Genomic DNA, 21,057 nt, shown 5'->3' with positions numbered 1-21,057 from the left:
GCTAGGGGCCAAGATGGATCGCGCTGAATATTTCCATGATTGCGGGACCCGCCAGAATAAAAAGCAAGGTTGGCAGCATGAAGAAAGCTACAGGGAACAGTAACTTGACTGGAATCTTTGCCGCTCTCTCTTCTGCGCGTTGCTTTCTTTTCAAACGCAACTCTTCGGAGCTGACCTTGAGTGACTCACTGACACTGGTGCCATAGCGCTCGGCCTGAATAATCATGGAGGCAAAACTATTGATATCCTCAATGCCGACACGCAGGACAAAATGCCTGAGTGCACGCTCACGGCTTTTTCCTGAGCGCACTTCAATCAGAATCAGTTCCATTTCATCGTGCAGGATTTTTGACTTGATTTTGATTTCATGTGACACGCGTGTGAGTGCCTGGTCAAAACTGAGGCCAGCATCCATGCAGATCACCAGCAAATCCAGCGCATCTGGAAACGCGCCAAGAATCTCTTCCTTGCGCTGGCTGATGACAAAATCCAGATATATTTTTGGTAGCACCAGACCCATGGCGGCCCCTGAGAACAAAATGACGGCCAGGCTGAGCGAGTTGTCACGTGAAAACTGCTCTTTTAACAGCAGGTAAAACAAGAGCGGAATGGCAAAGGTCAGCAGCGTCTTAATGCCGAAGAATAAACTGGGTGCATATTCGCCGCGCCAGCCAGCTTGCAGAAACTGCACTTTAAGGGGGGAGGTTTCCCAACCATCTTTGGGTAAGGTGAGTTTGGCAAACGGCTCGACCAGCTTGACGACTTTAAAGGCGAATTCGTCATCCGCATCTGATTTAAGTTGCGTGCCGTGTTGCGTGGTTTGCAGAGATTTTAGCCTTCGCGCATATTTGTCATGCGAGAACAACGAAAACATAAACATTGCCAGGGCAAAGACGGCAACGAAGACACAGATGTAAACAATGATTTCGTTCATGATAGACCGCCAATCACACTTTGATTTGAATAATCTTGCGCATACATAAACCTGCAAATATCATCAAGACAAAACCGATTTTCAATAATGTCAGCCCCACTTCTGTGCCGAATAGCAGCTTGGCGTAATAAGGCGTAATGGCACTCATTAATGGCACAATCATCACCGGCATCAGCCACATGACCCAGGCCGAGGTCCTGCCTTCGGCACTCAGTGTGCTGATGTCGCGCATTAACTGAAAACGGTCACGGATAATCTTGCTCATGGACGTCAGCACATGGGCAAGGTTGCCGCCTGATTCGCGCTGAATCAGGATAGCAATCACAAAAAACTTCAAGTCGGTAATCGGCACGCGTCGACTAAGATTTAACATAGCCTCGCCCAGCGGTACGCCAAGGTTGGTCTCCTCAAGAGAGATGCGGAATTCCCCGGCCAGTGGTTCGGCGAATTCATCGCTGACAATCTTGAAAGCGCTCTGGAACGAGTGGCCCGCTTTCAGCGAGCGCGCCATGGAGTCGATGGCATCCGGTAGCTGTTGCTCTACCAGTTTCAGGCGTTTGCTGCGCTCGAGATAGATGTGCATTAACGGTAGCAAGCTGGCACAGGCACCAAATAGCATGCACCATATCCAGTCAAAACCAGACACCAGGCCGATGACAAACCCTGAGACAAAAAACAGGAAAATATAGCGGGTAAACTGCTCGACAGACCATAACTTGCCAGATTGCAGTAACAGAATATCCAGCTCCCTGATATCAAAGAACCAGCCTATGATTTTGATTAACTGGCTTTGGCTATCTTGAATGCGGCTGCGCAAGATGCTGATTTCATTGCGGTAAACATTGTCGCTGGCAACGCCCTTGAGGCGGCTGGCAAGTTTTCTGGCCTCTGCGCTATGCTTTTCTTTCCATACCAGCAGGATCGCTTCAAAAAACAGAAAACAGGCAAAGAAGCCGAGTACCGCAAATAACATGAGTTGTGTATTGATCTTCATAAGCTACACCTCGTACCTGACTGTCGGGTCAAAATCGGACTCCAGCAGTGCAGCCCCATAGGATTTAAGCCGTTGCATAAACGTCGGGATGACGCCAGTTGCATAAAAGTAGCCCCTGACTTTACCCTGTTCATCGACACCGGTTTGCTTGAAACCATAAATCTCCTGCATGGCAATCGTTTCCCCTTCCATGCCGGTGATTTCCTGGATACTGATGATCTTGCGTGTGCCGTCCACCAGGCGGGAGACCTGGATAATCACATTGATGGCGGCGGCGACTTGTTGCCGGGTGGCTAGCAGGGTTAAATTGGCACCTGCCATGCCTACCATGTTTTCCATCCTGGCCAGGGCATCGCGCGGGCTGTTGGCATGGATGGTGGCAAACGAGCCTTCATGGCCGGTGTTCATTGCCTGCAACATATCCAGTGCTTCGGCGCCACGCACTTCGCCCAAAATGATCCGGTCTGGACGCATGCGCAAGGCATTGCGCACCAGCGCGGTTTGCGTCACTTCGCCTTTGTTCTCAATATTGGGTGGCCGGGTTTCCAGCCGCACCACGTGCGGTTGTTGCATTCTTAATTCGGCAGCATCCTCAATGGTGACGATGCGTTCGTCTTTGGGGATAAAACCAGACACCAGGTTGAGCATGGTGGTTTTGCCGCTACCGGTGCCGCCAGAAATCACCGCATTCATTTTGGATTTGGAGAAAGCGCTGATTAAGTTCGCCATTTGCGGTGTCATGGTTTTGAGTTTGATCAGGTCGTCAGTGAGCAACGGACTCACCGAGAAACGGCGAATCGACATCACCGGGCCATCCAGCGCCAGCGGCGGGATGATCGCGTTTACACGCGAACCGTCGGCAAGGCGGGCATCCACCATCGGGCTGGATTCGTCGACCCGCCTGCCGACCTGGCTGACAATGCGTTCAATGATATTGAGCAAGTGCTGGTTATCCTGGAATTCCACCTGCGTTAATTCCAGAATCCCCTTGCGTTCTATATAGACCTGGTTGTAGCCATTGACCAGAATGTCCGAAATCGCCGGGTCACTCAGCAGCGGTTCCAGCGGTCCCAGGCCAAACATTTCATATTGAATATCCCTGGCCAGTGAACCTCTTTCAGCCGTGTTCAGGGCAATGCTTTGTTCGTCAACAATGACACTGACCAGCTCATTGATCTGTTTTTTAATTTGCTCATCCGACAAGGTCGCCAGTTTCTCGAGATTAATGCGATCGAGAATCTGGGTATGTACCTGCCTTTTCAGCGCGGAGTAGCCGCTACCATCCTGGCCATTTTCGGCCATATGATGATGGTGTGCATTAAAGCTGCTATTGGCGGATTGCAATTTTTCACGAAGAGACATGATGCAGCCTCCGGCTATTTAAAAAGGTTAGAGAAAAATCCGGCAGAGGCCACTTTTTCACCAGTGAATTTTTCAGCCAGTTGTTTAAGTTTTTTTGCCATGTCTGATTTCGGATTCAGTTTGTAAACGGCCTCGCCCTGATTGATGGCATGGTTCACCAGGGCATACTCGTTGGGTAGTGTGTCGCTGACTTTCAAGCCCAGTGCTTGCTCAAAGTCTGAAATTTTTAACTTGTCATTCTTGTCGTAGCGATTGACCAGGAAATAGATTTTTTCCTTGGCGTAGCCCAGCGAACTGAAAATCCGGTACAGGTAATTGGCATCGCGGATATAGGGCAGCACTAACTGCACCACGGGCAGTATCTGATGGCTGAGGTCCATCGCCTTGACCGTCAATGCATCAATATGGCGGCCCAAATCCAGGATGATCAGGTCGTAATAATTACCCGCTACCTCAATGATTTTTTCCAGGTGTTCAGGTTTGACGTCTGAGGCATGCGCAGGATTATCCGAGGCTGCCAGCACTTTCAGGCGTGGCGTGATTTCAATCAGCGAGGAATCCAGAAACGCATAATCCAGGCGGTGAATCTGCTGGCAAAGCTCGGCCAGTGAAGCCCCGGCTTTTTCATCTGATAAATACATGCAGGCATCGCCAAAATAGGGATTGGCATCAATCAGCAATATCCGTTTTTGGGTATATTCGGCCATGACATAAGCCAGGTTGGTGGCGACAAAGGTGGCCCCGGCACCGCCTTTGCAGGAGATCACGCTGATGACCTTAGTCGAGACGCCACGCGTTGCGCGTGACCTGGCCATGTAACGTTCCAGTGCCGCAATCAGGCTTTGCTCTGACAATGGCAGCGCCAGCACTTCAGAAAAACCGGCCCGAATCCCTTTGAGCAGCATTTCAGAAGTGACCTCCTCAGATAACAGCATGAACGTCATCTGGCTATATTGTGTTTTGTAGCGCTCAATCAGGTCAAACTCGGCAACATCCGAGCGGCTGACATCAATCATCAGCACATCTGGCCGTTCGGCGGCAATTTTCTGGTTGGCGCTCACCAGGTTGGTTTGGTAGGCAACACATTCAAAGCCCCGCTGGTAGAGCGTCTGGAAGCCTGACAGGCTTTGAATGACTTGGTTGTTTTCACTTATTATTAGTATTTTCATATCCACACCTAACTACACTTAGCGTTATATTGACTATCCAGGCTTTCTCTGGGGAGCGTGGTGGTAAAACTGGGCATGGTCACGTTAAAACCAAACACTGCCGAGGTATAAACGGCCTGGCTCAATGCCACCGTGATGGTTTGGCAATCCGCCACCGTGCATCCGCCCGGCAAATAAGTCACCACCACATTGCTGCTCGTGACAAAGGGCAGGCGGCTGGTGACTTGTGCTTCAATCGCATTGCTATTCTGCGTGCAGACCGTGCCTAAGCGGGCGGCCGCACGCGTAGCCTGTGAGGCTGCATCGTAGTAGTGCAACACTTTGCCTAGCTCGACAATAGAAAACAGCAGCAGAAACAGAAATCCCGAGACCAGTACAAACTCGATGGCATAGACCCCTTGTTGTGATTTGCGTGTTTTCATGTCAGTTGATTACAGCTCGTGCTGATTGTATCCAGTTGTGGTTGATAAAACGTGCTGGATATATTGCCCAGCGCCAGTGAGCCTGAAAACAGCTTGGTGATATAAGATAGGCTCATGCTATTGATGCCGACTTTGACCATGGTCACGCTGCCGACCATCACATACTGAATCTGTACCTTGCTGGTGGATAGACCAGAGACAGAAGCTTTTGAACAGCTGCTGAGCGAGCCACAAACAGCCAGGTTTTTGCTTTCAGTCACTGCTGTTTTGTAAGCCAGGACCTCTGGATCTGTGGTGGAGGCACAATTCATCGGCCGCGTATGTCCTGCCAGGTACTTGCTGGCATTGCGTACATTTTTGACCAGCTCGTTATACTGAAACATGGTCTTGGCCAGGTCGACGCCTGCCAGCATGACAATGATCAGAAAAGGCAGCACCACCGCCAACTCGATGGCGGCGATCCCGGAATGTGTTGTGCGTTTGTTCATGATGATTTCACCATTCCGCCATCACTCGACCAAGGCCGCCACCTTGGGCCCCAGCACTGAGCCGCCACCCACCAAGCCGCCTGCCTTGCTGCAAGGCGTGACGGAGGTAGATGCATTGCCTAGATATTCAATATACATATTAAAGTTGACGCTGCTGGTGGTCGGCATCGGATGCAGCAAAAACACGCAAACAAATGATTTGAGCTTCATTGTTGTGCAATCCACCACCGGTGCAATGGCTACCCGCCGGTTAGTGCCATATGCTTTGAGGTCTGTGCTAGTCATATAACCGTATGCATTGCTGATAGTGATGCCCGAAATATCGCTATAAGCGGTATTGTTAGGCACAGCGTTGGGCACAAAGTCGGCCACATAGCGATTGGTCTGTGCTGGGTTGTAGTAGCCTTTGCCGCTCACGTCTGGAAAATACCCGGAAGAGGCCGTATTTTTTTTCTTGATACCAAAGCGGGTATTAAAGTCGTCCCGCAAAGAGGCTTTGTACCCTGGCGTGCCGATATATTGATCTGCGGATGCCTTGACCGAACAGTCGGTAGACTGTTGGCCACTTAGGGTATCTGCCAGCTCATTGGCACCGCCACCGCCACTGGTGAAATCTACCCAGCGGAAATGGCCGGAGAGCGTAGTGTCTTTATTGCCGTTATTGGGCGAAGCGACACCGGCCAGCCAGTCGCCCGGGTTTTTGCCTGCCACATCTGGCTGGCAAATGCCGATCGGAATGGCACAGGCCGTTTGTGACGGCAGGGTGGTGGCGGTGGCTACCGCAGTGACAGATTCGGCGGCATTGACGCTACCACCAATGCGGTTCAATACGGGGGTGATCCAATTGGTGATGCCGCTACGGCTAATGCTGCAACGTACGTATTTACCATTGACGCCATTGGATGATGTGGGAAAGGTAATCGTCACTTCGCCAGAGGCAATTACATTTTTCTGGAAGTAGGCACGGTTATTTTGCGCCACAGTCAGCCCGGCACCGGAGGCCCTGGTTTGTTCATTAGTCAGGCCATCAAATTGTGCCGCGCCAGCCAGCGCGCAGGCGTCTGCTGCATTTTGCAGTTCGGATTTAGTCACATACAGCTTGCCTAAGTCCGCGCCCAGGCCGCCCATCACCAGCAATAATGGCAAAAACAGCAATACTATCAGTGCAATCGAACCTGACTGCTGACTTTGTTTGCAATGTCTGGTCATTAACATATCAATCTCCATAGGCAGAAACTGATGCGGATACGCTCCCTGTCTACTGGTTGCCTGTGCCGTTATTCGAACTGGTGCCACCCACCCCAAAATTAAATACACTGGGTTGAGGCACTGGTTTGGAGAACGACTTCTGGTAACTATTAATCGAGTCACGCGCGGCACGGCCATCCAGCCCATTCACCGGGTCAGGATTATTGGCGGCAGTCGGGTGTATGATCTGCGCCTGCAGGGTATTGCGGACGCTTTCACCAAACTCGCGTTCATATCGTGGCATGGTGCTTTGACATGCTGACACACCGACGGCCACTCCCAACAACACATATAGATTTAGCGGTTTCATTTTGGCATCCTATTTAAGATCGTATCCAGTCGCATTGTCTGCGCTTGGTTCATCAGTTTTTTTTGCGGGTTGTTTTTCGTCAGCGTTGGTCTTGGCTGGCGTATCTCCGTCCGGTTTACCTTCCAGTTTGCCGCCCAGGAAAAACTCTTTGCGGCTGGGGTCTGTATGGCGGCCGGTAGGCAGGTCAATGTCTGCCGGGTTCACTGGTTTCACCAGGTGCGGTGTGACCACAAATACCAGTTCGGTTTTATCGTTCTGAAAGTCAGAGCTTCTGAATAATGCACCGATGATCGGAATCTCTCCCAGAATCGGGAAAGCCTTGATATTGGCTGTGGTATTGTTTTTGATTAAGCCACCAATGGCGAAGCTTTGTCCGTCAAAAAGTTGTACGGTGGTCGAGGCTTTTCTGGTGGTGAAGGCCGGTAAAATGGCGGTGCCACTAAACCCGGTAGCAGTCACGCCTATGCCTTCACGATTGAGCTCTGAGACCTCTGGTGCCACGCGTAGATTGATGCGTCCACCCGCCAGTACGGTAGGAGTGAATTTCACGCCTACACCAAACTCTTTTTCTTCCAGCGTGATGGTGTTGCCCGCGCCGGCATTTTGCGCCACAGGGATGAAAATACGCCCACCGGCCAGAAAACTGCCTTCCTGGCCGCTAATGGCCATGATGGTTGGCTCAGCCAGCACCTTGATTAAGCCATCGCGTTTTTCAGCATCGAGAGTGAAGTTTTTATTGGCTGACTTGAAGCCACCAATGGAGCCGCCGGTGGCACTGCCCGATGTCGACAGGAAGTTACCTAACAAGGTGTAAGTCCAACTGCCTGAGGTTTTACTGAGGGCAATACTGGCGCCTAGTTTATCCAGCAGCGTTTTCGACACTTCGGCTACTTTCACCTCCAGCATCACCTGTTGCTGGGCTGAGACGGTGAGCATGTTTACAATGCGTGGATTCACAAACTCTTGTAGTAGCGGATTATTCAACTGCTGCTGTGATTGTTGCTGTTGTTGCATCTGCATCTGCATTTGCATCTGGGTGTTGTCGCCACTGGCGAATACCGGCATGGTTCTTCTTCTGACAAAGGTCTGTGCAATATCAATCACCCGGTTGGCTGTCAGTGCATCCTCCACCGAGCCCCAGACGATGAGCGAATCTGCGGCGGCAGTGACCTTGATGTTTTTTTCTTCCGGCAGTAATTCTGATAGTGTTTGCAGCAATCCCTCTGCATCCATATTGACGACCACATCCACAAAGGTGCATTTGCCACTCTTGCCTTTGATGATCATATTGGTCGTGCCTATATTCACCCCAAGCAGATACAGGGTTTTTAATGAGACCAGCTTAGTTTGCAAGATGCCAGGGTCGCCCACACTGCGTGTTGCCAGCGGCTCCGGCAGGCTCATTAGGGTAGACTTGCCCAGCGGCAGGTGCATGGTAGTGGGGTGGGCAATTTCGCCGTCACAGTTGGCATCGCCATTGCCAATATAATCGTTGGTTTCAATGACAGCCGCTTTGGTTTTCTCGGCCGAAATCAACAAGGAAGGCAACGTGGCAGTGATGAGCGCCGCGGCCAGTAGAGACAACTTCAACGCATATTTTGACTTGTGATCAAATGCGATATGCGTTCTCTTCAATGAGAAGAAATCCATGATCGACCCCCTCTGAAAACCTAAAGTTTTCAATATTGTTTGAGTTATTGTTCACTTACTTTTTGAGTCAAAAACACTCAAGTGACTCAGTCGTCCCTGTTAATACCTTGGTACATTTCTTAGTCACCACTATTGGCGCCGCTGCCGCAACAATCATTTTTTTCGCCTTGGGTTTGTTGATCACGGGCATCACTGGCCCTGTATTTTTCGGGACCAAAGATAACAAGGCTTCTTTAGTGATACCCTGGGTAGCAACATCGCCGGGGTCGGCCTGATTGCGTAATACCAGGGAGAGATTGCCGACACTGCGTGCCAGGTCTATCATTTCTGCCTGTTCTGGGGTGACTTCGAGGGTGACGGCATTGACGACTTTGGGTTTGTCGGCATTGGCATTGACGTCATCACCAACAGCTAGCACGAGGATGTGCTTGAGTACAATCTTGGAAATATTGTCTTCATCGCCGTTGCGTTCGGCCTGATTGGTATTGACGATTATGTCAACGTAATTGCCTGGCAGCGCAAAACCAGCCACGCCGACCACTTCGTTGACTTTGACCGTGATTGCGCGTTTGCCTTCGGCGATCACGGCAGATAAGCCGCCTTTAGAGCCCACCGGTGCCAGTTTTGACTCCAGCACAGGCTCGCCATTTTGCAGGCTATATTTGACTACCCGTCCATCTAGCTTCTCGACCTCGCCAAAGAAGCCATCGGGTAAACTGGTTTTGGGCCAATCGATGCGTTTCAGCATCCCCACATTGATTTTTTCACCCATATTGAGTGGGCTGACCATCACCACTACTTTTTCAGTTTGCATCGAACGTGTTTGCAACCATTTGGACGCCGCTACGACCGCTCCAATCGCTGCTAACAAGGCAAACAACAACATTGTCATTGCACGCATATTCATTTTTGTTCTCTTTTTCGAAAAAAACTTGCAAATGAAATGGTCGTGAATGCCAGACTACATATACTGTGTGTACACCCCCATCAACGTACCTATCGCAATCGCCAGTGCGTACGGCATTCTGCCTACACTGTTGATGCCATCTGTCTCATCCTCCATATCTAGCTGGATAGGCGTATGGTGTAACCTGAAAAACAGCAGTGCATTCACATTTCTGATGAGTTGCATGCCCCGTTTTTGCATTAACACCACTCCCATCGCCAACACTCCACCAACTAGATAGATACACACCGCAACTGGCATCCATGCCGCCGAACCTACAATGCCACCGATTACCATGGCAAGCTTGACATCGCCTGCTGCCATGCCTTTCAGCAAATAAAGTGGCATAAAGCACATGAACGCTAACCCCACACCTTGTAACCATTGCATCGCGCCTGATGCGCTGGCATTTAATAGCCATAGTCCCAAACCGCTTATCAGGCCAAATACAATCAGTGTGTTATACACTTTGCGAAATCGCAGGTCGGTGTAACAGGCGTAAATCAATACACCGGCCAATAACCATAATTCAAGCACTGCGTAACTTGTCATGTTCAGAAACAAAAAAACCTCTCACCAGTGGGGTAAGAGGTTTTAATGGATATCATAGGCTGAACCCGATACGCTTGCTGAGTCTAGGTGGTGATACTGTTCACAATGGCCTGCAGCTTGGTGGTCAGAGTGGTACCCATCCCAGAAAATACGGCAGCCAGTACACCGACCAGTGCCGCAGCAATAATGACATACTCGATGGCGACGACGCCATCTTCATCCTTCATAAATTTAACGATTGCGCTCATCATCATCTCCCGAAAAGATATTTTTTGTCACATGAAATACAAGATCTATTGCGTATTTCATGATTGTATTTTACGTATTGTTTTTTAGTCGCCAAGTACCCATTTGGGCTATCGTGAAAATAATTACCTGGATAACTATTCACGGAAATACAATGATTACAGTATCGAACTTGCAAAATTAAAAGCAATAGATACCCCACTAAAATACGTGGTATTTAACCAACATTTACTATGTTTGGCGTAAATGTAATTGTGAATGTCATGAAAATGTGATAATGATTTTCATTAGCAGGGGCGTTAACGTTGACACCTTTCTTCCCCCCATCAGACATGTTCAATAAATTGGCATAGATTCAAAATCATGACTGGGTTTTGTGTATTTCAAGAAAGTTAGCTGAGTGAGAGGTTGGAGACAGGTAAATGGCAAATGTATGCTGCCGGGGAATTGAATCTGTCGGCTGAGTCAAATAAATCAGACGGGTGTGAAAGTGAACCAGTGAAAAAACAAACGCTTTAATCAAAATGAACGCACATTAAAACTGTATGTCATTCATCAATCCACTAACTAATAAAGCGAATAGGATGAGTATTTTTCTTTCACCCCAGCAGGTTTGTGCATCGTGCGGGCAGGTCTGGTATCCCTCAGATGACGTTGAAACGGCTCACTGTCCCAACTGCGGTAGTAGTCACATAGGTCATGAGAAATGGAGTTTATATGTGACCTTCCTGTTCTATACGATAGGGTTGGCTGTTTTAGTATGGATGGTCGTCAACTGGAAAGATGTGGTATTGCCGCCAATCGTTGAGCCTGCGGCGGTGGTAGACAGCTTAACAACATCCGAACAGCAGGTAGAACTACCTTCCATTGAGGAGGAGTTGGATATTAACGCTGCGCCTGCCTTGATCACGCCTTCGCAACAGGGAGAGTCAACAGCGCCGGCAAAGGCAGCTTCCTTGGAGGTTGAGAGTCCGCCGCCTCCCGTGCAAACGACAGAGACCATACTTGAACCCAGGCGTGAGATTGTCACGGTAGAAACTTCTGCCGCAGAACCCAGTATTAACAATGAGACGGTTGCTTTCAGTTTGTGGAGCATTTCCGAACTCCGTTTGAGAAACGTGTATACCAAACTGATGAATGATGGTTCATCCGCGGCCGAACTCAGGAAAAAAGAGTATCTGCAGTATGTCAATAGCCGCAATAAGAGGTGCGGCGAGTTGAATGCCCAATTTGCCAAAAACATTAACTCGATGGACAAGCTTAATTTTAAAGAGGGTGATCTGGCTGTGCTGGAGTGCCACAGTGCTGAAAATAGCAGTGAGCTGAACCGCTTAAAATTAATGGGTTATGATGGATAATGGTTTTTACCGATGTTTTTTGTCACGGAGAAATCGCCAAAAGTCAAAAGTATCCACGCGCAAGTGTATGCTTAGGATATGCCAATGAATGAATGTTTATAGCGGATATGGCTGATTGATGGATGCGCCGCCCAAAAAAACAATCACGCTTGATGCATCGGAAACGCAACCGATACATCTGCAGATTTATGCTCGCTTTAAACAGGCGATTGAAAGCTGCTTGCTCAAGGATGGTGACCGCGTCCCTTCGACGCGTACTCTGGCCAGCGAGTTGAATGTAGCAAGGGGCACGGTTGAAAGTGCTTATGAAATGTTACTGGGAGAGGGCATTTTTGTCTCTCGAGGCCAATCCGGCACTTATGTTTCCAATCTGCTAAAAACCAGTCCGCCAAAAAAGCTGAGGACTATTTTACCAACACCACTGCCCTCATTATTGCCAGCAGATGTCGAAATAACCAAAGCCGTTTCACCGGTGTATTTGCCTGGATGCCCGGCATTTGATGCTTTTCCCAAGAAAATTTGGGCACGGTTGAGTGGCAGTCGCACACGCGGCCTGTCAGTTGCGGAGATGCGCTTGAAAGACCCGCAGGGCTATGAGCCATTACGACAATCGATTGCAGCTTACTTGCGGGTGGCGCGAGGCGTGGTGGCAGAGCCGGGTCAGATATTTATCACCAATGGCTACCAGGGCGCACTGGACTTCATGAGTAAGGTGCTTAAACTGCACGATCATGATGTCTGGATGGAAGATCCGGGTTATATCTTGGCTTCCATGCTCCTGAAGGATGTTGGTGCCAATATTATCCGGGTGCCGATTGATGATGAAGGGATGATTGTTTCCGCCGGGATAGAGAAATGCCCGAATGCCAAACTGGCGATCGTAACGCCTTCGCATCATAGTCCGTTAGGGCTGCCATTATCAGCCACACGCAGGATGGAGTTGCTGGAATGGGCGAGTAGTCACAATGCCTGGATTATTGAAGATGACTATGATGGTGAGTTCCGGTATTCCGGCTATCCGTTGCCTTCACTGAAAAGCCTCGATCAGTATGATAGGGTGATTTACGCTGGCAGTTTTAGCAAAACCCTTTTTCCCGCCTTGAAGATTGGTTATGTCGTTGTGCCACAAAGCCTGGTCGATACCTGCCGGGAAAAGGCGTTTATTTATCATCGCGGTTTTTCACTGACGTCGCAAATGGTCGTGACTGACTTTATCACAGAAGGGTATTTTTCCCGGCACCTAAAGAAAATGCGCGAACTGTATGCTCATCGGCGTGAAGTGGCCAGTCAGGCGTTGTTGAACGTGCTGGAAGATCATATTCAAATCAGCTCGCATAAAAACGGCATGCACTTTGTGGTGTCGCTGGAAAAGAAATATACGGATACCGAGGCGTGCACGAACTTTAATAAACTAGGTTACGGTATCCACCCGATTTCGCCATGGACCGAGCGTGCTGACTACAATGGCCTGCTCATTGGTTTTACTAATGTTACGAGCAAGAAGGTGGCAGAGGAGACAGCATTGAAACTCAAAAACAGTTTGCTTACAGGTTCAGGCAGGTAGCACATACCGAGAATTTGCTATCCACTGCAATGCAATTGCATCCAGTTTCAGATAGGCTTGCGCTAATACTTCATGACGCTCAATTGGGTTGTGATTGTCCAGGGGTTGCACATCGACAAAGATCGGTGCATCTCCCCCCATAAATGAAAAAGAGGATTTTAAGGCTGGTGTCAGTGCATCCATGTTTGACCATGGACTGATGCCAACTCTAAAATCTGCCCCGCGTGTCGTAATGAATAGCATTCGTTGGTGTGTCAGCTTGCCACTGGTACTCCCATCTTTATTAATACAGAAAGTCAGGTCGGGCCTGACCAGGTTGTCTATCAATGCCTTGAAGCTGGATGGCATGGAAAAGTTATACATGGGCATGGCAAATACCAGCATGTCGGACATCAGTAAGCGCGCACAAAGGTTATCCGAGTAGGATAAGGTCGCCTGCATGGCGCGACTTCTAAGCGTAGCCGGTGTATACATCGCCTCGATAAAGTCATGAGTAAGATGGGGTGGTGTTTGAATGGAGGTGTCGATGTAATCGACCTCCAGATCAGTCATGCCTTTTTGCAACTGCGCAATAAAGTAGGCAGACAACAGTTTTGAGGTTGAGCCCACGCGTTTGGGGCTAGCATCTACATGCATGACTCTCATGTTGTCTATCCTTAGTCCTTATTTATCGAGGTATTGTGAGTATTCATGCCGGGTACCAAGGTCGTACCTGGCATACAGGCGGCATTATTCAAGAGGTAGTACAGGTGCCTTGTTCTTATCTTTCAATAGCAATACCAGGAATTTTGCCGGCTTGGTTTTGCTGGCATTGCGGCCAACAGTATGGATATCTTCAGGACCTTCATAAAAACTCTGTCCTGGACTTAAGATGAGCTCTTTGCCGCCTTTGACCGCCATGACGATTTCACCTTCCAGTACATATACAAAGGCATGTGCTTCATGTTTGTGCGGCGTTTCAACCTCACCAGGTTTGTAATTCACGGTGAGCATGATCACTTCTTTGCCAGGAATATTAGCCAGGTCTTTATTCATGATCATGGTCAGATCCGGGTGGTCATGGCTACCTTCGTGCGCAATCGCAGCAGTCGTCGTGGTGAATAAGGCAATGGAAAACAGTAATGTTTGAGTCAGTGTCATCATGTGCGTCCTTTCAATCAATAATATTGGTTACTTATTTGTAAGTTCTGGCTGGGTTGCTCAGCCAGTGATCAAAGGTGAGACTACCCAGTATTACCGGGTTCAGGCCTGGCGTTAAGGTGCTGTCATCGACGGGAAAGGTTTGCACATAAAGTGCGCTTTCATCAGTGACGACATTGCGGACATCCTGCTCGGCTGCCAGTGTTTTGCGGGCAAATTCACTCATGGCAATTTGTTCCGGGCCGGCAATATCGACAATGGCGTTATACGGTGTGCTCGCCGCAATATTGGCAATCGCTTGTGCGACATCAATGGCAGCAATCGGCTGCATTCTTGCTGAAGGCAAACGCACGATGTTATCTTCAGTTGCGGCTTGTGCAATAAATTTGGCAAACTCGAAAAACTGCGTGGCGCGGGCAATGGTGTAAGGAATGCCAGAAGCTTTGATCAGGTTTTCCTGCTGCAGTTTGCCCTGGAAATAACCGGAGATTTGCAGGTTGTGCGTACCAACCACTGATAGTGCAATGTAATGTTTGATGGCTTTTCCAGAGGCCACGGCAATAATATTACGGGTGCTGGTTTCAAAGAATTTTTTGGCAATGTGATCTTCAAAACTGGGTGAGTCCATGGCGTCAATAATCACGTCTGCACCTTGCAGGACGGCTTCAAGTCCCTGGCCTGAGACTGCATCTATGCCTTGATCGCGTGAAACGGCAACGGCTGCATGTCCTTGTGCTTTTAATGTTTCAACGACCTTGCTGCCGATTAATCCTCTACCGCCAAATACAACTGCTTTCATGTGTGCTCTCCTTGATTTGTTTGAAGTGATACATCTGAACGACAAGATGAATATTAGAGAACGGGGGGAGGGAGCTACAGAGCCATGATTTGCACAAATGTATGGGCCATGATGTGTTGGCAGAAGATACAAAAAATAAACCTGCCAGCTGGCAGGTTTATCGGGGAACGCGGTTGATTATTCCTGAGTAGGGCTTCTGTAACGTGACAGCCAATGTGCATAAGGCGCTGGCAGCACCCAGGCTGGATTTTCCTGATGCAACGCTTTTGCCGCAAAGTAAGGCCAGTGCGGATTCTCAAGATGCGCACGGCCTATCATGGCCAAGTCTAGTTGTTCCTGGCGAATGGCATTATCCGCAAGTGTTGGTGCACCAAACCCCCAGGCAGACGATACTGGAATGCCGGCTTCATTTCTGACTTGTTGCGCGATTGGTCCAAGGAATGCAGGGCCCCAGGGAATATTGGTCTGCGGAATGGTAAAGCCTACACTGACGCTCAGCATATCCAGGCCACGTTGTTTCCAGGCTTTCACCAGTTGAATTGACTCACTTAAGGTTTCTTCATCTTTGCCATCATATTCAATGACGCCGAACCTGGCAGTGAGTGGCAAGTTCTCTGGCCACACTTCGCGGATGGCTTCCAGGGTTTCAATGGTAAAGCGCGAGCGGTTCTCAAAACTGCCGCCGTAACTATCGGTGCGGTGGTTGGAGTGTGCTGAGGTAAAACTTTGCCCGAGGTAGCCGTGCGCAAAGTGGATTTCCAGCCACTCGAAACCAGCATCCAGCGCGCGTTTGGCCGCGGTAACAAAATCATTTTTTACGCGTTGAATATCTGCAATCGTCATTTCTGTTGGCACGCGTGGCAAGTCACCACCAAACGCAATGGCCGAAGGTGCAATAGGTTGCCAGGCACGCGCATCGCCTTCTTTGATATGGTCATCGCCTTCCCACGGTTTGTTGGCACTGGCTTTGCGGCCTGCATGCGCAATCTGGATGCCGGGCACTGCACCAGCCGCTTTAATCGCCGCCGCAATTTCACGCAGTTTTTCAGCTTGTGCATCATTCCATATGCCCAGGCAGCCCGGTGTAATACGGCCTTCTGGCGCGACGCCAGTGGCTTCTACAATCACCAAGCCGCTGCCGCCACGGGCGAGGGTGGTGTAATGCGCCAAATGCCAGTCATTCACCACGCCGTCTTCGGCCATGTATTGGCACATAGGTGGAATCGCAATGCGGTTTCTGAGAGTGACATCTTTTAATTGATAGCTTGAAAATAAGTCAGCCATGATGGTCCTTTGATGATTAGGTGTTTACGCAGGTGTTGAATGAGGGCGGCTTGCAACCAGTCGCAGTTCGACCACCGCCAATACGAGTCCGACAAATACAATGCAGGCGGCAATCCAGCCTATCGAGGTGAGTCCTAATCCTGAGGAAATAACCAGCCCCCCGACCCAGGCACCGGCGGCATTACCCACATTGAAGGCACCAATGTTCATGGCGGAGGCGAGGGTAGGTGCGCCGCTGGCTTTTTCGAGGATTTTTATCTGTAATGACGGCACCATCGCAAAGCCCGCAATGCCGAGTAAGCCCACCAGGCTGACGACGGCAATCTGGTTATGCGAAAACAGCGAGAACGAGGCCAAGGTGGCGATGATAAACATCAACGCACCTATCAGTGTTTTATCGAGGTTGATGTCCGCTAGTTTGGCGCCAATAATATTGCCAATCACCATGCCTACCCCAAACAATAAAAATACGGGGGAGATGGCAGTGGGTGAAAAATGAGCCACATCGGTCAAAATCGGTGCGACATAAGTGAGGATGGCGAACAAGCCGGTGTCTGCAATAATGGTCAGCAGTAACCCGGCAATGACCTGCGGTTGCAATAAGGCATTGATCTCAGACTTAACTGCCACTTTTTCTGCATGATGGTCACTGGGCACCAGAAAATAGATGGCGGCCAACGCCAACGGACCTATCATGGTCACCGCCCAAAAGGTTGATCGCCAGCCCAGTAATTGGCCTAACCAGGTCCCCACAGGCACGCCAACCACATTGGCGACCGTCAGGCCGGTAAACATTAATGCAATTGCTAGCGCGCGTTTATCTTTAGGCACCAGGCTGGTGGCGACCACTGCGCCTATGCCAAAAAAGGTGCCATGCGCAAACGAAGTCACCACGCGTGCAATCATCAGCGTGGTGTAATCAGGCGCCACCGCGCAGATCAAATTACCCAGCGTGAAAATGGCCATCAGCCACAATAACGAACGCTTGCGCGAAAATTTGGCCATGAGGATGGACATGATGGGCGCGCCGACCGCCACGCCCAGCGCATAACCGCTGATCAACAAGCCAGCCATGGGGATGCTGACCTGCAAGTCGCGGCTCACTTCTGGCAACAAGCCCATAATCACAAACTCTGTGGTGCCTATGCCGAACGCCCCTGCCATTAATGCATATAAGGCGAGGGGAATACCTTGTGACGATGGTTCTTTGTTCATGACTGTTTGCATCTCAGTTATTAAATTCCATAGTTCGAATATAATCGAACTATGGAATAATATCAAGCGTTGTGATAAATTTTACATATGCGGCAAATTAAACATCCCAATATGGATCAGGTGGAGCTCACAGACATTATGTATGCCCTGTCTGACCCGACACGCCTGGAGATTGTCGGCCGTTTGGCGAATGCTGGCCGCAAACTCACCTGCGGCGAACTGGACCTGAATCGCCCTAAATCCAGCATGTCGCATCACTTTAAAATCCTGCGCGCAGCCGGATTAGTCGAAACCTTGATTGAAGGCACAGAGCACATGAATGCGCTCAGGCTCGCGGAGATTGAGCAGAAGTTTCCGGGAGTGTTGCAGTCGGTTTTAATTGCACTGAATAAATCATCATAAGTATGATTTATTGTTCAAAAAACACCTCAAATTCAGAGGTGTTTTTTATTTTGCGGGTTTTAATGTTTTTTCATGAGATATCAGACTGAATAGAGAGTCGCGAGTGTATAGACGTCAAATGTAGCTGTCTCACAATGATGTCTACGGGCTCTTACTTGGAGTACTGTCAATAACTGTACGGAGTGGCATTTTAACGTGAAGGTTATCCTCGCTGCGCGGCTTTATAGAGCAGCGTCCGGTGGACCGTAAGGTTATGTTTTATTTTGGTAGATGCTGCTGCCATTCGTATAGCTGGTGACTTCTCTCAAGATACTCTTGGACAGGGCGCATAATGCTTGAGACAGGCATCCTCATCACTTTCCCGTGAAGGTTTGCCGACAGCAGAAGGTCGTACTCCGTGTAGGGGCCGTCTTTCAACTCGGGATCGATGTACCAAATTCTGTAGTCATTCGTTACTGTAACAAGCCCTTCGTCAAATAACTTGTGATGCACGCTGTTCAGCAACAATCCATTTCGAACGTCTAGCCTTTCCTCTGGCTTACAAGTTGCCCACGGGACGATGTGACAAGCCTCGAGTACAGACGGGAAAGATATGTCAGTGAAAGCACAGCGATATTGATACGCCCTGAGCAGTGCGTCTCTAAAAAGGGACTGTGCGATGCCTCGCGTCTTGACCATACTCATGATGTCGGCAGCGCTACTGGGGTTGCCAGCTAGTTCGGTAACGATTTCCTCATATGTCGTTCCATCAGAAGCGAAGGCGAATGGATTGAGGATGACGTTCCAGTTGTAAGAACGAACAAGAGCCTCCCCTTCCTCCAACTTGTCTACGTCATAAGCAATGAAGCCTGTGCCAGGTTTACCACCTTGGTTGACTATGAGAATAGTCAGCGGAGGTAGCTTTTCTTCAAGGCAGTAATCTTGGATCAAGCTCAGTACATATCGTATCGCTCGATGGTGGACGCCAAGAATGGTGCCCAGTTCCCCATAGGTGATGGTTTTTCCTTCAATCGCTCGCTGGGTAAGAATGGGCCATGCTCGATAGGCTCGCTCGGCTTGATTAATCGACATGCGCGAAGGGCTCCGATAAAACATAACGTTTGACATAAGCGGAGCGCTTTAGCGGGTCCCGCTTGAATTATGGGTTAGATTCGTTTCATTTCCATGCGAATGCGCATAATAGCATCACGTGTCAAATCGCCATTCTCATTAAGATAATCAAAACGCTCCAAATCACGAATTGCGTCTCTATGGATATCATCACGAATACTTCGAAAGACTCGTAAAATGGATGCCTGCGATGACTTTTGATCAACGTTTGGTGGCATGGCTTGTCGAATTTTCTCACTAATATATCTAAACAACGATCGCCTTAGCTCTCGTTCTTCAAGTGAAATGCCATCGTTGTGCTGTAGTCTCCTAAGTTCCATTCTGGCTTGTTCTAATTCCTCATTCGTTTCAGCGAGGCGAGCAAATATTTCTTTCTTTTCACCTTCGGCTAGTTGCGCTCTAGTGGCCAGGTTTTCCAAGAGCTTCTTTTGTTCCTCTTCGTGCTTTTTGACTTCAGCCTCTTCCTTCTTTACCTCCATGTCTTTCGATGCGCCGTAATGCGGCATGCGGTCAAGCCTATCCCTAACACCCGAATAGCCTTCGTCAAGGTGACGCAATCTCTCTCCGAAGCCAGCTTCAATTCTTCCAAGTACCTCAGACATTTCCTTTGTGAACTTGTAAGAGTTATCGTAGAACTGATTGCTTGTTTCGCCAGCCTTGAAGTAGAAGGCGACTGACAACCAGATTGAAAAGAGGGCAAGAATCATTGCAAGGAGTTCCGAGAACGAGAACTTTGCGAAGTCAACTTGAATGTGAGCGTTAATTAGCTTCCACGTAACGATGGCAATAAACAGAATGAGTAGCAAATCTCTCAAGACTGGTAATGTTAAGAATCCAGCGCCTATTTTTTGTTTTGTGTTTTCGTTCATATGCTCGCCCCATTAAACAGTGATTAAGAAGAATCTAACGTTTGACTTGAGGGGCCGCCGCACCGGAAAGCCGTTAAGGTAAGCCCAAAGCGCAGCTTGTAGGTGGTTCCTCTCGGCGGAATGGTTAGACATTCTTTGTCACCTCGCTGTAATGGCGGAATACGTCTCGGATGAGGCTGGAAGTGTTTATAAGAATATTTCTTCCCGTGTCTTCACCAAGCCGGCGCGCGATAATGCGAAGCGATAGATTCCCAGGGCTAGCTTCAACTGTGAATGTTTTCTGAAATGGCTTCTCGTCCACAAGAATTGGCCTGATATCCTCGTTTGAGTCAGCGTACTTGCACAAAACTTCTAGAAGTCGGCGTTTGGCAACATGCTCTCCATGCTCGCGAAAGATAGCAAGATGGACGTTGGTTGCTGATTCATCGGCCAAGACGTCGATGTAGGTGAAACACGTATATGGCTGACCTTCCAATTGCTCCACGAATGTCATTGTCAACGATGTAAGCCCTTCGATATCCCCCCAGTCAACTGACCAGTCAGTATGGAAGGTTGGGCCTTTGGATCTATTTAGGTGGGGATTTGTAACCTTTGCAATCCCTTCAAGAACAACTCTGAGCCCATCGTCAAAGCTCCCCCGAAAGTCGGCAAATAGTTTTCCACGTGCAAATACAGGAAGATCACAGTCTTCGAGCATTACAGGAAGCACAACAACACGACGCTCCTCTAGCTCGCGTAAAAATCCAGCACTTAATTCCTTGTTGCACCAAGTGGACGCGATGGAGGCTTTTGACAGAATCACAAGCAGAGCGCTGGCTCCATCGATCGCCTCTTGCACTCGATCAACGATCGAGTCTCCGAGTGACAGCTCCCAGCGATCCATCCAAACGTTAACGTTGTTACGCACGAGCTGGATCGCAAGTTTATCAACAAACTCTTTGTTGCTATGCGAGTAACTTATGAAGATGGGCATAAAAATCCGGAACGTCTAACGT

The 21,057-nt window shown here is 49.2% G+C and carries 23 protein-coding genes; 3 read left to right on the top strand and 20 right to left on the bottom strand.

Annotation, left to right across the window (positions count from 1 at the left end):
* Window position 1 precedes the first annotated feature (1 nt).
* The 12 genes from ACIDE9_RS04760 to ACIDE9_RS04705 all read right to left on the bottom strand — a co-directional run bounded on the left by ACIDE9_RS04760 (window position 2) and on the right by ACIDE9_RS04705 (window position 10,323).
* On the bottom strand, window positions 2–934 hold the full coding sequence (locus ACIDE9_RS04760; protein ID WP_411993131.1) for a type II secretion system F family protein: 933 nt from the start codon (window positions 932–934) through the stop codon (window positions 2–4).
* Between the two features lie 13 nt (window positions 935–947).
* Window positions 948–1,928 (bottom strand): type II secretion system F family protein, encoded by a 981-nt coding sequence (locus tag ACIDE9_RS04755; RefSeq protein WP_228519845.1) that lies wholly within the window; start codon window positions 1,926–1,928, stop codon window positions 948–950.
* Window positions 1,929–1,931: 3 nt separating this feature from the next.
* The gene (locus ACIDE9_RS04750; RefSeq protein WP_411993128.1) at window positions 1,932–3,290 is read right to left on the bottom strand and encodes a CpaF family protein; all 1,359 of its coding nucleotides are present in this window, start codon (window positions 3,288–3,290) and stop codon (window positions 1,932–1,934) included.
* Between the two features lie 14 nt (window positions 3,291–3,304).
* Window positions 3,305–4,459, bottom strand: a complete 1,155-nt coding sequence (locus ACIDE9_RS04745; protein WP_411993126.1) for an AAA family ATPase — start codon at window positions 4,457–4,459, stop codon at window positions 3,305–3,307.
* Window positions 4,460–4,467: 8 nt separating this feature from the next.
* Complete coding sequence (locus ACIDE9_RS04740) at window positions 4,468–4,881, bottom strand: TadE/TadG family type IV pilus assembly protein (RefSeq protein WP_411993124.1); 414 nt, start codon at window positions 4,879–4,881, stop codon at window positions 4,468–4,470.
* Window positions 4,878–5,369 (bottom strand): TadE family protein, encoded by a 492-nt coding sequence (locus ACIDE9_RS04735; RefSeq protein WP_411993122.1) that lies wholly within the window; start codon window positions 5,367–5,369, stop codon window positions 4,878–4,880. The genes ACIDE9_RS04740 and ACIDE9_RS04735 overlap by 4 nt, the downstream gene beginning before the upstream one ends.
* A gap of 21 nt (window positions 5,370–5,390) precedes the next feature.
* The gene (locus ACIDE9_RS04730; RefSeq protein ID WP_411993120.1) at window positions 5,391–6,584 is read right to left on the bottom strand and encodes a pilus assembly protein TadG-related protein; all 1,194 of its coding nucleotides are present in this window, start codon (window positions 6,582–6,584) and stop codon (window positions 5,391–5,393) included.
* Window positions 6,585–6,627: 43 nt separating this feature from the next.
* Entirely contained in the window at window positions 6,628–6,927 is a 300-nt protein-coding gene (locus tag ACIDE9_RS04725) for a hypothetical protein (protein WP_411993118.1), read from the bottom strand.
* Between the two features lie 9 nt (window positions 6,928–6,936).
* The gene (locus tag ACIDE9_RS04720; protein WP_411993116.1) at window positions 6,937–8,577 is read right to left on the bottom strand and encodes a type II and III secretion system protein family protein; all 1,641 of its coding nucleotides are present in this window, start codon (window positions 8,575–8,577) and stop codon (window positions 6,937–6,939) included.
* Between the two features lie 67 nt (window positions 8,578–8,644).
* Window positions 8,645–9,484 carry a Flp pilus assembly protein CpaB gene (cpaB, locus tag ACIDE9_RS04715; protein WP_411993114.1) on the bottom strand — a complete coding sequence of 280 codons (840 nt, stop codon included), beginning with the start codon at window positions 9,482–9,484 and terminating at the stop codon, window positions 8,645–8,647.
* A 54-nt stretch (window positions 9,485–9,538) separates the two neighbouring features.
* On the bottom strand, window positions 9,539–10,075 hold the full coding sequence (locus tag ACIDE9_RS04710; RefSeq protein ID WP_411993112.1) for a prepilin peptidase: 537 nt from the start codon (window positions 10,073–10,075) through the stop codon (window positions 9,539–9,541).
* An 83-nt stretch (window positions 10,076–10,158) separates the two neighbouring features.
* Complete coding sequence (locus tag ACIDE9_RS04705) at window positions 10,159–10,323, bottom strand: Flp family type IVb pilin (RefSeq protein ID WP_194754035.1); 165 nt, start codon at window positions 10,321–10,323, stop codon at window positions 10,159–10,161.
* Between the two features lie 717 nt (window positions 10,324–11,040).
* Between ACIDE9_RS04705 and ACIDE9_RS04700 the strand changes: the two genes are divergently transcribed.
* Together ACIDE9_RS04700 and ACIDE9_RS04695 are read left to right on the top strand one after the other, a co-directional pair.
* Window positions 11,041–11,679 carry a hypothetical protein gene (locus ACIDE9_RS04700; RefSeq protein ID WP_411993110.1) on the top strand — a complete coding sequence of 213 codons (639 nt, stop codon included), beginning with the start codon at window positions 11,041–11,043 and terminating at the stop codon, window positions 11,677–11,679.
* Window positions 11,680–11,797: 118 nt separating this feature from the next.
* A complete protein-coding gene (locus ACIDE9_RS04695; protein ID WP_411993108.1) occupies window positions 11,798–13,243 on the top strand; it encodes a PLP-dependent aminotransferase family protein in 1,446 nt (481 codons plus the stop codon).
* Here the strand turns inward: ACIDE9_RS04695 and ACIDE9_RS04690 are convergent.
* The 5 genes from ACIDE9_RS04690 to ACIDE9_RS04670 form a co-directional block, all read right to left on the bottom strand.
* Window positions 13,232–13,888, bottom strand: a complete 657-nt coding sequence (locus ACIDE9_RS04690) for an FMN-dependent NADH-azoreductase (protein WP_411993106.1) — start codon at window positions 13,886–13,888, stop codon at window positions 13,232–13,234. The genes ACIDE9_RS04695 and ACIDE9_RS04690 overlap by 12 nt on opposite strands.
* 84 nt (window positions 13,889–13,972) lie before the next feature.
* Entirely contained in the window at window positions 13,973–14,386 is a 414-nt protein-coding gene (locus tag ACIDE9_RS04685) for a cupin domain-containing protein (RefSeq protein WP_411993104.1), read from the bottom strand.
* Between the two features lie 31 nt (window positions 14,387–14,417).
* Window positions 14,418–15,182 carry an SDR family oxidoreductase gene (locus ACIDE9_RS04680; protein ID WP_411993102.1) on the bottom strand — a complete coding sequence of 255 codons (765 nt, stop codon included), beginning with the start codon at window positions 15,180–15,182 and terminating at the stop codon, window positions 14,418–14,420.
* A 177-nt stretch (window positions 15,183–15,359) separates the two neighbouring features.
* Window positions 15,360–16,466, bottom strand: coding sequence for an NADH:flavin oxidoreductase/NADH oxidase (locus tag ACIDE9_RS04675; protein ID WP_411993100.1), 1,107 nt, complete (start codon window positions 16,464–16,466; stop codon window positions 15,360–15,362).
* 24 nt (window positions 16,467–16,490) lie between these two features.
* Entirely contained in the window at window positions 16,491–17,681 is a 1,191-nt protein-coding gene (locus ACIDE9_RS04670; protein WP_411993098.1) for an MFS transporter, read from the bottom strand.
* A gap of 87 nt (window positions 17,682–17,768) precedes the next feature.
* On the opposite strand from ACIDE9_RS04670, the gene ACIDE9_RS04665 reads away from it, so the two are divergent.
* Window positions 17,769–18,083 carry an ArsR/SmtB family transcription factor gene (locus ACIDE9_RS04665; protein ID WP_411993096.1) on the top strand — a complete coding sequence of 105 codons (315 nt, stop codon included), beginning with the start codon at window positions 17,769–17,771 and terminating at the stop codon, window positions 18,081–18,083.
* 258 nt (window positions 18,084–18,341) lie between these two features.
* Here the strand turns inward: ACIDE9_RS04665 and ACIDE9_RS04660 are convergent, their stop codons facing one another.
* The 3 genes from ACIDE9_RS04660 to ACIDE9_RS04650 all read right to left on the bottom strand — a co-directional run bounded on the left by ACIDE9_RS04660 (window position 18,342) and on the right by ACIDE9_RS04650 (window position 21,035).
* On the bottom strand, window positions 18,342–19,154 hold the full coding sequence (locus ACIDE9_RS04660; RefSeq protein WP_411993094.1) for an HNH endonuclease: 813 nt from the start codon (window positions 19,152–19,154) through the stop codon (window positions 18,342–18,344).
* Between the two features lie 74 nt (window positions 19,155–19,228).
* Window positions 19,229–20,062 carry a hypothetical protein gene (locus tag ACIDE9_RS04655; protein WP_411993093.1) on the bottom strand — a complete coding sequence of 278 codons (834 nt, stop codon included), beginning with the start codon at window positions 20,060–20,062 and terminating at the stop codon, window positions 19,229–19,231.
* Between the two features lie 124 nt (window positions 20,063–20,186).
* A complete protein-coding gene (locus tag ACIDE9_RS04650; protein ID WP_411993091.1) occupies window positions 20,187–21,035 on the bottom strand; it encodes a toll/interleukin-1 receptor domain-containing protein in 849 nt (282 codons plus the stop codon).
* Window positions 21,036–21,057: the final 22 nt, after the last annotated feature.

The organism is Methylophilus sp. 'Pure River', from assembly GCF_046765995.1.
Classification (GTDB): domain Bacteria; phylum Pseudomonadota; class Gammaproteobacteria; order Burkholderiales; family Methylophilaceae; genus Methylophilus.
The sequence above is the reverse complement of the archived record's forward strand: the minus strand, read 5'-3'. Positions and strand labels throughout refer to the sequence as shown.